Source organism: Erwinia sp. V71, assembly GCF_965644245.1.
Classification (GTDB): domain Bacteria; phylum Pseudomonadota; class Gammaproteobacteria; order Enterobacterales; family Enterobacteriaceae; genus Erwinia.
This window is the reverse complement of sequence record NZ_CBFFRK010000025.1, coordinates 1-12,129: the sequence shown is the minus strand read 5'-3', so window position 1 is coordinate 12,129 and position 12,129 is coordinate 1. Positions and strand designations below refer to the sequence as shown.

Genomic DNA, 12,129 nt, shown 5'->3' with positions numbered 1-12,129 from the left:
GTTGCACAACAGGAGCCACGGTGAATTCAGATAAAACGCACGTTGATGCGCTGCTGGCGGAAATCGCCACGCGTGAAGAAACCCCGCACTACCATGTGCTGGATGTTGCTGATACAGAACAGGGAAATTGTCAGGTACGACGGCAACTGCGCCAGCACGCTGCACGCTATACGCAGGCGGTGACGTCGCGGCTGGCGCAGATTGCCCGTCGCAAAAGTGCGCCGGAGATCGACTGGCAGCATCTGGATATTCACAACACGCTGACGCGCAGACGTTTCAGCCAGCCCGGTTATGACCTGGTGCTGCTGAGTGCGCCGCCTGAGCAGCCGGATTTGTGGCTGGAGCTGCTGAAACCCGGCGGCTGGCTGCTGTGCGGCGAAGATCAGCAGTGGCAACGCTGGCAGGCGCTGGACGTGGAGCGTGCCACGCCGCCATTTGCCCTCACCGATATTCAGCATGCCTACTGGATTGGCCGCAGCCAGTCGCTGGCGCTCGGTGGCGTCTCCTGTCACGTCTATTTCGAATGGCGGATTGCCGGTTTCGATATTGATCGCTTTGAAGCCGCGTGGAACCGGGTGATTGCCCGCCACGGTATGATGCGCGCCTGTGTTGATGATAACGGCCAGCAGCGCATCCTGCACCGTGTGCCACATTATGCGGTAACACGTGATGATCTGCGTGGAATGAGCAGTGAACAGCGTGAAAAACAGCTTAATGCTACCCGTCAGCGCATGTGCCAGCAGGTCCTTGATGCCAGCCAGTGGCCGCTGTTTGAACTGCGCACCAGCCAGGAAGACGAGCGTTATTGCCGCGTGCATCTCGATCTTGATCTGCTGACCTTCGATGTGCAGAGTTTTCATATCGTGCTGGCGGAGCTGGAGCGTTTTTACCATCAGCCGCAGCTGGTACTGCCGGATATTCGCTACAGCTTCCGCGATTATCAGCTGGCAGAAGCGCAGGCGCGATCGTCCAGCGCCTGGGCCGATGATCGTGACTGGTGGCTGGATCGTTTAGATCAACTGTGGCCTGCGCCGCAGCTGCCGCTGTGTCGCCAGCCTGCCGAGGTGTTGCAGCCGAGTTTCCGTCGCCTGCAACGGCGTATCGACCCCGCGCGCTGGCAGCAGCTGTCACAACAGGCGTCGCAGGCGGGCATTACGCCCTCCGCAATGCTGCTGGCGGCATTCAGTGAACTGCTGACATTGTGGTGCGAAAATCCGCAATTTACCCTTAATCTGACCCATTTCAACCGTCGGCCTTACCACCCCGACGTGGCGCAACTGGTGGGCGATTTTACCTCGGTGCTGCTGCTGAGTGTTGACTGCCAGCAACGCGTGCCATTCCGTGAACGGGCGGCGGCGATCCAGCAGATGCTATGGGAGCGGCTGGCGCACAGCCAGTTTGGTGGCGTCGATGTGCTGCGTGAACTGGCGAAACGGCAGGGGATGGCGGACAGCAGTACCATGCCGATTGTGTTTACCAGTCTGCTGGGGATGGATCTCGATACGCTGGTGGAAGGGGCGGATCTGCTCGGCGAACCGGAGTTCCTCTACACCGCCACGCCGCAGGTGTGGCTGGACCACCAGGTGATGGTGCGGAAAGGCAGCCTGGAATATAACTGGATTGTGATTGAGGAGCTGTTCCCGGCGGGCATGATTGACCAGCTGTTTGCCCAGTATGGTGAACTGCTCGATCGACTGACCGATGACAGCCAGCTATGGCAACAGCCGCTGGAACTGCCGCTGGCCGCTGAGCAGCGCGCGATTCGCGCCGCCGTTAACCGTACCGAACTGATGCTGCCGCTGTCGCCATTGCATGCCGGTTTCTTTGACCAGGCACAGCAGCAGCCTGATGCCATCGCGCTGATTGCCGACGGTGAACCGCTGAGTTATCAGCAACTGGCGCAACAGGCATTGCGCGTTGCAACACGGCTGAATCAGCTGAACTGTAGCGGAAAACCGGTTATAGTGTCGCTGCCGAAAAGTGCCGGGCAGATTATCGCGGCGCTGGGCGTGATGGCCGCCGGAGCGATTCTGGTGCCGGTCGCCAGCGACTGGCCACTGGCGCGTCTGCATGAGGTGATCGGTCAGTCTGATGCCGTGGCGCTGATTGCTGACGATGCGTGTCTGGCACAGTGCCCGGCGATCAGTGGCATCAGTCTGCAACAGCTGCCAGAGGCGTGCGCTGAGGTTCAGCTGCCACCGCTGACGCAGGTGGCGTATATCATCTACACCTCCGGCTCCACCGGCAAACCGAAAGGGGTGGCGATGCAGCATGCTGCCACCGCCAATACCCTGTCCGATATTCGCGCACGGCTGCAGCTGAATACGACTGACCGGGTGTTCGGTATTTCTTCGTTAAGCTTCGATCTGGCAATCTTCGATCTGTTCGCCACTCTTGCTGCGGGCGCGGCACTGGTATTGCCGCAGCAGGAAGGGATGCGCGATGCGGCGCACTGGTGGCAGCTGTTGCAGCAACACCAGGTCACCTGCTGGAACTCGGTGCCGTCACTGCTGGCGATGTTACTGGAATATGGCCGCAGTCAGGGGGCGACACTGCCGCAACTGCGCGCGATTATGCTTTCCGGCGACTGGATTGGCCGTGACCTCGTTACCGCTATCCCGCAGGTTGCGCCTGCGGCACGCATTATCGCCATGGGTGGCGCGACCGAGGCAGCAATCTGGTCGAACTGGTTTGACGTTGATCCGCAGCAGGCTGACTGGCATGCGGTGCCTTATGGCTTCCCACTGACGAACCAGCGTTATTACGTACTGGATGCGCAGGGACGTGATCGCCCGGCGGGAGTGGCGGGCGATCTGTTTATTGCTGGCAGCGGTCTGGCGGCAGGTTACTGGCGCGATGTGATGCGTACCGAAGCAGCCTTTATTCACCATCCACGCAGTGGTGAGCGGCTGTACCGCACCGGCGATCTGGCGCGTTATGACTCGCAGGGATGTATCGAATTCCTCGGACGTCGTGATGCGCAGGTGAAAGTGGGCGGGCACCGTATCGAACTGGGTGAAATTGAAGCCGCATTGCTGGCGCAGAATAGCGTGCAGGCGGTGGCGGCGGATGTGGTGACCACGGTTTCGGGTGCGCAGCAGCTGGCGGCCTGGCTGGTATTGCAGCCGCAACCGGTGGATAACACCTCATTACAGCGGGCAGGCGCACAGGCTGCGGAGCAACTGCCAGAGGCCAGCCGTATCGCCTCGCTATGCGCCTTCCAGGCGGAGAGTGAATCGCTGGCGCCGCTGCTGATGTTACAGATTCTCCAGCAACTGGCGTTTTGTCAGCCGCAGGGATGGCTGATTGCAACGCGTCTGACGGAGCTTAGAATTGCACCGCGATTTAGCCGTCTGCTCGAACGCTGGCATGAGGCACTCGAAGAAGAAGGCTGGCTGGAACAGGATCAGGGTCTCTGGCGTCTTGCTGACTGTGCTCCCACCGAGATGGCGCTGGCACAGCGTCTGGACGATGGCAAACATCGTTTACGCCAGTTCCTCAGCTGGCTGGATAATGGCAGCCGTTTTGCTGACTGGCTCTTTGCCAGCAGCCATGCCATTGAAAACGTGCTGCGTGAGCCACAGTTAGCCAGTTCGCTGCTGTTCCCTGATGGCGATAGCCAGGCATCGGAGGCGTTGTATCAGGGCAATATTATTGCTGATTACCTTGGCAGCATTGCGGCCGCCATGCTGCCGCCATTGCTGGGCGGGCGTGATGCGCCGCAGTTGCTTGAGATTGGTGCCGGTATCGGCGGTCTGACAGCCAGCACCTTACCGGCATTTTCCGCGCTGGCGGCGATGGGTGAATATCACCATACGGATGTCAGCCCATGGTTTTCGAACTATGCCACAGAGCGTTTTGGTCACTATCCGTCACTGCGCACCGGACGCTACGACATTAATCAGCGCGCTGCGCAGCAACATTATGCAGCGGAATCGTTTGACGCCATTCTGGCCGCAAACGTGCTGCACAATGCTCATCACCTGTCAGCTACCCTGAACGATATCTGGCTGATGCTGAAGCCTGGCTGCAGCCTGCTGTTGCTGGAAGCGACAGTGGATAAACAACTGCAGTGGGTAACGGCAGCCGCTGTACTGGAACATGCCGCGGAAGGGGGCAGCAGTCAGGGCGACTCGCCATTACTGAGCGAAAGTCAGTGGCGCAGTGCATTAACCGATGCCGGATTTGAGCTGATTGATATCTGGCCGCATGCCGGTACGCCGATGGCGTTTACCGGCCAGCAGCTGTTCCTTGCCCGTCGTCCGCATACGGCGGTCACGCATCAGCAGTTACAGCAGACGATAGCGGAACGTCTGCCTGCCTATATGTTGCCCGATCATCTGATCAGCATTGCCAGACTGCCGCTCAGCGCCAACGGTAAAGTTGACCGTAAGCAGCTGCCGCAACCGTTGCAGGTCAGCAGCCAGCAGACGCAGAGCTTCAGCGCAGCGCAAACTCCGACGGAGCAGCGACTGGCGGCGATCTGGTGCGAGCTGTTGCAGGTGGAGCAGGTTGGCCGTGAGCAGGACTTCTTTACCGCAGGCGGTGACAGCCTGCTCGCCACCCGCCTGGTGACGCGGATTAACAGTGAGTGGCAGACGCGGGTACCAATCCGGCTGATCTTCACCCATCCGCAACTACAGGCAATGGCCGCTGCGCTGGATGCCAGTGCGCAGCCAGCACTCGCGTTGCCATTGGTGGAACTGAGCGATGCACGTAGCGAAAAACTGCTCTGCTTCCATGCCAGTGATGGTTTCGCCAGCGCATATCAGCGGCTGGCCGGAGCACTGTCATCTTCGCTGCACTGCATTGGTATTCAGGCCAGCGGCCTGCTGCCGGGTGAAGCGCCGATAGCCTCACTCGATGCCCAGGTGATGCGGGTGGTGGAGGCATTGCGTCAGCAGTCAGTTCGCGGACCGCTGCATCTGGCTGGCTGGTCAATGGGCGCGTATCTGGCCATCGAAGTGGCGCGCCAGCTGCAGCAGCAGGGTGAGCCGGTGGCGTCACTGACGCTGATCGATCCTGCGCCACAGCAGGCGATGACGCGTTGCGCCAGCAGCGAGTATGCGCTCTGGCAGTCGATGGCGGACAGCGCGTTGCAACGTGAAATAGCCAGCTTTAACGGACTGGCTGAAGCCGAAAAACTGGCCTGCTGGCGACGGGTATTGCCCGCCGGACTGGCACTGGATGATCAGGAACTGACACGGTTGATCGCGGTGATCCGCGCTAATGTACAGGCGATGGTGGCCGCGCCTTGTCGTCTGCTCGATCTGCCGGCGCAGATTATCAGTGCCAGCGAACGCGCCGCTGACTGGGGCAGCGCCACTGATGCGCTTGAGGGCTGGTTCACACAGCCGCCAGAGCATCACACCATTAATCACAGCAATCATCTCAATATTATTACCCAGCCGGCACTGTTTGCCGTACTGCAGCAGATAACACAAGGATAAACGTGCATGTCAGAAGAGATCATTGATACCCGCGCCTGGCCGCTGGTGCACTATGTGATGCCGGAGCAGGTGGCCGATCACGAAGCCGCAGCGCATATTGCCGCGTTGCAGGCGGTGCTCGATCGCCAGCAGCCGTTTGTGCTGATCTTCAGTGGCGTGGAAATGCCAAAAGATTCCGCACAGTTTTTCCGTCAGTACAAAGCGTGGGGGAAAACCACGCGTGAAGCACAGCAACGCTGGTGCCGTGGCGCGGTACGTGTGGAGCCGGACGAGGCGAAACGCCGTTCGATCTGGCGTAATGCGCTGCGCTATCTGACCAGTAAAGCCATCCCTTATCCGTATAAGGTAGTGGCAACGCAGGCGGAAGCGGAACAGCAGGCGCAATACTGGTTACAGGATAATCATTAACCTAAGGTCGGGTAGCAATGTCATCTCCACAATCGACTCCATCGCCCTTCGCCAGCCTGATGGCGCTGGTGAGCAGTGAGAAAAAAACACTGAACAGGGCACTGGCGCTGGCTGCATTGTCAGTGCTGATGGAGCTTATTCCTTATTATCTGTTATGGCTGGCGGCGAATTTTGTCCAGAATGGAACGCTGGATGAGCAGCCGCTGCTGGCGCTGGCGGGCTGGTTAGCGCTGGCGCTGGTACTGAAATATCTGCTGCTCAACTGTGCTGGCTATTTCAGCCATCTGGCGGCGTTTCGGGTGTTGTATCAGCTGCGTCTGCGTATTGCCCGGGTACTGACACGGCTGCCGCTGATGCAGCTGTCGACGTACAGTTCCGGCAGCCTGCGCAAAATCATGATTAATGATGTCGAACGGCTGGAGAGCTTTATTGCTCACCATACGGTTGATCTGATTTCCGCGCTGGTCAGTCCGCTCACCGCGGCGCTGTTTCTGTTCTGGCTCGACTGGAAAATGGCGCTGGCGACACTGATCACCGTGCCACTGGCGTTGCTGGCGCAGAAGATGTTTTCGCGCGGCATGCAGGAGCGCGTGCGCACCTACAACGAGGCGACGGAGCAGCTGAACAGCGCGATTGTTGAATTTGTCCGCGGTGTGCCGGTGATGAAAGCGTATCGCCAGACGGCGCAGTCGTTCCGTCTGCTGCATGACAGTCTGCAACGCTACCATCAGCTGGTTGAGGGCTTTACCCGGCGCGCCGTACCGTCGTGGTCGGTATTTGTCGTGTTGCTCAATGCCAATATCTTTATTCTGCTGCCGGTCGGTATCTGGCGTATCAGTCATGGCACGCTGACCATCAGTGAACTGGTGCTGGTATTAATGCTCGGCAGTGGCCTGCTGAAACCGCTGCTGCGCGTGACCTTTTTCAGCAGCCTGATGCGCGAAGTGCTGGCGGGGATGGCGCGTATTCAGCCGTTCCTGCTGGCAGAGCAGGAAGAGAAAAGCAGTGTGACACCCGCCAGTACACAACTGGCGGCCACGCAGCTTTGCTTCAGCTATGCGCATCGTCAGGTGGTGCGTGATGTCTCGCTGACATTACAACCCGGCGGTTTCTATGCGCTGGTTGGCCCGTCCGGCGCCGGGAAATCGTCGCTCGCCTGGCTGCTGGCCGGGCTGTTACCGGCTGACAGTGGTGACATTCGTGTCGGCGATACACCGCTGAGCGAACTGAACGATCAGACGCGCGCGGCGCTGTTTGCCCTGGTGGGCCAGGAGGTATTCCTGTTTAAAGGCTCGCTGGCGGATAACCTGCGTGTGGGGAATCCGGCGGCGACGCACCGTCAGATGGAAGAGGCGCTGGAGATTGCCCAGGCGAGCGGCTTCGTTAACGCGCTGCCGCAGGGTATTCATACGCTGGTGAACGAGCGCGGCGTGCGTCTTTCCGGTGGCGAACGCCAGCGTATCGCCATTGCCCGTGCGTTACTGGCGGAAGCGCCGATCCTGATCCTTGATGAAGCCACTGCTTTCGCTGATGCCTTAACCGAAGCGGCGTTTTACCGCGCCTTACGCGCTGCCCGTCCGCACACCACGGTACTGACGATCGCTCATCGTCTGTTTGCCGTGCAGCAGGCGGATGAACTGTTGCTGATGGAAAACGGTCAGCTGGTGGCGCGCGGCAGCCATCAGCAGTTAATGACGGAAAACACGCTGTATCAGCAGCTCTGGCACAGCCAGTATCAGCTGCAACACTGGCATATTCGTTCACAAGAGGTTAGCCATGTCGGTGCTTAAGCAGGTGGCTGCGGCAGGGAGCAACGGAGTCCGGCGCATCAGTGTCGGCATTGCACTGCGCATTGTGGCGCAGGTGTTTGCCATCGCGCCCTTTTTTATCGCCTGGCTGGCGCTGCAACAGCTGTTGCAGCAACCGGAAGCGTGGTCAGCCTGGCTGCCACTCGCGCTGGCGATGGCGGTCTGTTTTATCGGTCAGCTGGTCTGCTCCCACTTCGGCCAGCTTGGCTGCTTCCTTGGCAGCTACGACATTATGATGGTCTATCGCGAGAAAGTGGCTGACCATCTGCGCAACATCCCGCTGGGTTATTTCCAGCGCCATCGCGCCGGGGAAACCACCTCTTTGCTGACCGATCATATGAAACGGGTGGAGGATGTGTTCTCTCACCTGTTACCGGAAGTGGTGGTGGGACTGAGTACCGCGCTGATTTTTGTGCTGGCGCTGCTGTGCGTCAATGTCTCGCTAACGCTGGCGTTGATCAGCCTGGTGCCGCTTGGCGTGCTGCTGCTGTGGGGGATGTCGACCTTCCTGCTGCGTGCCGTGCGCAGACAGAGTGACCGTTTTGCGCTGGCTTCTGGTCTGTTACTGGAATTTATTGGCGGGATTAAAACCCTGCGTCTGTTTAACCGCCATCAGGCGATGATGAAACAGATCGACGATAATTTTACCGCTATTAAACAGGCGAGTATGGGAATCGAAGCCTGGGGCGGCGGCGGGGTGCAGCTGTTCCGCCTGTGCACGGAGCTGGGGCTGGTGGTGATGTTTGTCTGCGCCAGTGCGCTGGCACTGGATAACGCGCTCGATCCTGTCACCTGGCTGCTGTTTGTGCTGGTGGCGTTTAAGGTGATTGATCCACTGCTGGATGCGGCGGCGTATTTCACCCTGATGAGCGTGATGCGCCAGTCTGCGCAGCGGCTGGACAGGCTGATGGCAGAACCCGCACAGGCCGAGTACAGCGATCAGCCGCTGCCCGCCAGCAATGATATCCGCTTTGACCATGTCAGCTTTGCCTATGAGCAGCAGCGGGTGCTGCACGATATCAGCTTTAGCGTACCGCAGGGCACGGTCACCGCTCTGGTTGGCGCATCCGGCAGCGGTAAAAGTACCATTCTGCATTTGCTGGGGCGTTTCTGGGATGCGCAGCAGGGCGAGATTTCGCTCGGTGGTGTGCCAGTGACCTCGCTGGGTAGTGCGCAGGTGTACGAGCGTATCGGCTATGTGTTCCAGGATGTGCAGCTGTTTGACGGTTCGGTGCTGGACAATGTGCGCATTGGCCGCTCTGACGCCAGCGATGACGAGGTGATTGCCGCCTGTCAGGCTGCCTGTTGTGACAGCTTTGTTCGCCTGCTGCCAGAGGGTTATCACAGTCAGTTGGGCGAGGGCGCGCAGCGGTTGTCCGGTGGTGAGCGTCAGCGGTTGTCGATCGCGCGCATGATGCTGAAAGATCCGGCAGTGATCCTGCTTGATGAGGCCACCGCGCTGCTCGACCCGCTGACCCAGTCGGAACTCCAGCTGGCGCTGTCACGTCTCGCTGCGGGCAAAACGGTGCTGATGATCGCCCACCGCTTGCGTACCGTGGAATATGCTGAACAGATTCTGGTGCTGGATAATGGCGCGATCGCCGAACGCGGTACGCACCAGCAGTTGCTGGCGCAGCAGGGGATTTATCAGCGACTGTGGCAGGCGCAGGAAAGTGGCGAGGTGTCGCAGTGAGTGAACTGACACCCGCGCAGCAGCAACAGAAGAAGCGCGTTTTTACCCTGTTTGCCGTGATTATGCTGGTTGCCGCACTGCTGGTGCTCGGCTGGTGGTGGTTCGTTGGCCGCAGCGTGGAAAGCACCGATGATGCATTTATCGACGGCCATCTGGCACAGGTTTCCGCGCAGGTAGATGGCCGCATCAGCCGTATCGTGGTGCAGGATAACCAGCGGGTGAAGCGCGGCGATCTGCTGCTGGAACTGGACCCGCGTGACCGGCAAATCGCGCTGGATAAAGCGCTGGCGGCGCGGGCGATCACTGAAGCCCGACTCGCCCAAACACGCGCCGAACTGACGGCGCTGGAGGCCAATATCGGCCAGGCCGAAGCTAATCTGCAACTGGCCGAAGTGGAGAGTCAGCGCGATCAGAAAGAGTATCAGCGCTACCGTAACTCCGGCAGTGCCGTCAGCCACAGCGATCTCGATGCTAAAGCCGCCAGTGCCAAAACCAGTGCCGCCACGTTGCAGGCACAGCGTAAGACGCTGAGCTACAATCAGGCGCAACTGCAGAAAGCACAGGCCACGCTGCAGGAGTATCAGGCCACGCTGCAGCAGGATGACAGCGAAATCGCCAGTGCGCGTCTGCTGCTGAGTTATACGCGCGTCACCGCGCCGTCAGACGGTTTCGTCACCAAACGCACCGCCGAGGCAGGCAATACCATCAGCAGCGGCACCACGCTGATGTATGTCATTGATGACCATGTCTGGGTCACTGCCAACTTTAAAGAGACACAGCTGGCGCATATGCGTCCGGGGCAGCGCGTGGAAGTGAGTATCGACGCCTGGCCGCAGCAGCGCTATCAGGCGAAAGTGGACAGTATTCAGCGCGGGACTGGCGCGGTATTCAGCCTGCTGCCTGCCGAAAACGCCACCGGCAACTATGTGAAAATTGTCCAGCGTGTGCCGGTGAAGATCGTCTTTACTGATGATGCTGTTAGCAGGCTGCCGCTGGCACCTGGCATGTCCGTGATACCGTATGTCAGCATACAACCCTGAGCTGCCGCGTTCGGCTGCCGGACGCCATAACCCGTGGCTGGTGGCGGTGGTGTCGTCCATCGCCACTTTTATGGAGGTGCTGGACACCACCGTTGCCAGCGTCTCGCTGTACCATATCGCGGCCACCATGGGCGTGAGTTACAACGAGGCGTTATGGGTGATCACCAGCTATATCGTCGCCAATGCGCTGATCCTGCCGGTCAGCGGCTGGCTGGCGAATATGCTCGGTCGCAAGCGCTACTATATGATCAGTGTGGCGCTGTTTACCTTCGCTTCACTGCTGTGCAGTATTGCGCCGACACTGGAGTGGCTGATTCTGGCGCGTGTGCTGCAGGGCATCGGCGGCGGCGGCTTAGCACCGGTGGAGCAGTCGATTCTGGTGGATTCGTTTAGTGAGAAGAAGCGGCCGCAGGCGTTTGCCCTGTACGGCGTGGCGGTGCTGCTGGCTCCGGCGATTGGCCCGCTGGTTGGCGGCTGGCTGACCAGTGCGCTGTCCTGGCACTGGGTGTTTTTGATCAATCTGCCGATTGGCCTGTTGTCACTGCTGCTGTGCTACTGGCTGATCGACGAGCCGCCGTTACTGGTGCAGGAGCGTAAACAGCGGCTGCGCGAAGGCGTTCGTATTGATGGCGTTGGCCTGTTGCTGATTATTATCGGCTTTGGCGCGCTGCAGTTGTGTCTGGATCGTTTCGATATTTACGACGGGTTCTCGTCCACCTTTATTATCGCCACCGCCGTGCTGGCGCTGGTGTGCCTCAGTTTCCTGCCGCTGTGGGAGTGGTATCATCCGCGACCCATCCTTGATGTGCGGCTGTTTCTCCATCGTAACTTTGCCCTTGGTGCGGCGCTGATGTTCCTGATTGGTCTGCTGATAGTCAGCACCACCCAGCTGTTGCCGCAAATGGCGCAGGAACTGATGGGCTACGATGCCTGGACGGCTGGCCTGACGCTGGGGGCGGGGGGGGTGTGCATTATGCTGGCGATGATGGTCACCGGCGCGATTGCCAGCAAGCTGCCGGTACAGCGTTTTCTGGTGGTGCTGGGGCTGCTGGTGATTGCCTGGTCGATGTGGCATTTCACGACCTTGTCGCTGCAGATCGATTTCGCCAGCCTGATGTGGGCGCGCGTGTTGCAGGTCATTGGCTTACCGCTGATTCTGATCCCGGTAGCATCGCTGTCCTACCTTGGCCTGCCGCCGGAGAAGAGTAATGAAGCCTCTGCGCTGTCAACGTTGCTGCGTAATCTTGGTGGCAGTATTGGCATTGCCTGGGTGGTGAATTTGCTGCATCAGCGTACCCATCTGCACTATGAGCGACTGGGCGAACATGTGATACCCGCCACCACGCCGCTTAGTACACTGTCATCGCTGGCGGATACGTTGTATCAGCAGGCGCGGATGATCAGTTATCTGGATATTTACTGGGTGATGGGGCTGGTGGCGCTGCTGGTCTTGTGGCTGCCGCTGTTGTTCAGGGAGCGGTGAGGGAAATTCTCTCATTATATTGTGTGTTACATTTATTGTCGATAAATCCTGATATGGTGATATATCAGATTTGATACAAAAATACGCCATATTTCAGCCATAGCCATGTTATGGTTATCATAGAAGCCTCTTTCCACTTTATTTTTATTTATTAACTGATCGAACGTTAAGGAAGGTGCGATTTAATCGTCAATTATGAGAACATAACCCTTTCTTTGACATAGACTTTTCACGATGCCCGCTCTTG

The 12,129-nt window shown here is 59.0% G+C and carries 6 protein-coding genes; all 6 read left to right on the top strand.

What is annotated here, in order from left to right; all coding sequences use genetic code 11:
* Positions 1–20: 20 nt before the first annotated feature.
* The 6 genes from ACSZO1_RS08240 to ACSZO1_RS08215 are packed head-to-tail and all read left to right on the top strand — an operon-like array spanning position 21 to position 11,882.
* Entirely contained in the window at positions 21–5,450 is a 5,430-nt protein-coding gene (locus tag ACSZO1_RS08240) for an amino acid adenylation domain-containing protein (protein ID WP_437611379.1), read from the top strand.
* 6 nt (positions 5,451–5,456) lie between these two features.
* The gene (locus tag ACSZO1_RS08235; protein WP_437611377.1) at positions 5,457–5,858 is read left to right on the top strand and encodes a hypothetical protein; all 402 of its coding nucleotides are present in this window, start codon (positions 5,457–5,459) and stop codon (positions 5,856–5,858) included.
* A 17-nt stretch (positions 5,859–5,875) separates the two neighbouring features.
* Positions 5,876–7,648 carry an ABC transporter ATP-binding protein gene (locus ACSZO1_RS08230; protein ID WP_437611375.1) on the top strand — a complete coding sequence of 591 codons (1,773 nt, stop codon included), beginning with the start codon at positions 5,876–5,878 and terminating at the stop codon, positions 7,646–7,648.
* On the top strand, positions 7,635–9,359 hold the full coding sequence (locus ACSZO1_RS08225) for an ABC transporter ATP-binding protein (protein WP_437611373.1): 1,725 nt from the start codon (positions 7,635–7,637) through the stop codon (positions 9,357–9,359). Before ACSZO1_RS08230 ends, ACSZO1_RS08225 begins: the two co-directional genes overlap by 14 nt.
* Complete coding sequence (locus tag ACSZO1_RS08220; RefSeq protein ID WP_437611371.1) at positions 9,356–10,399, top strand: HlyD family secretion protein; 1,044 nt, start codon at positions 9,356–9,358, stop codon at positions 10,397–10,399. The genes ACSZO1_RS08225 and ACSZO1_RS08220 overlap by 4 nt, the downstream gene beginning before the upstream one ends.
* Positions 10,380–11,882, top strand: a complete 1,503-nt coding sequence (locus tag ACSZO1_RS08215; protein WP_437611369.1) for a DHA2 family efflux MFS transporter permease subunit — start codon at positions 10,380–10,382, stop codon at positions 11,880–11,882. Before ACSZO1_RS08220 ends, ACSZO1_RS08215 begins: the two co-directional genes overlap by 20 nt.
* The last annotated feature ends 247 nt before the right edge of the window (positions 11,883–12,129 follow it).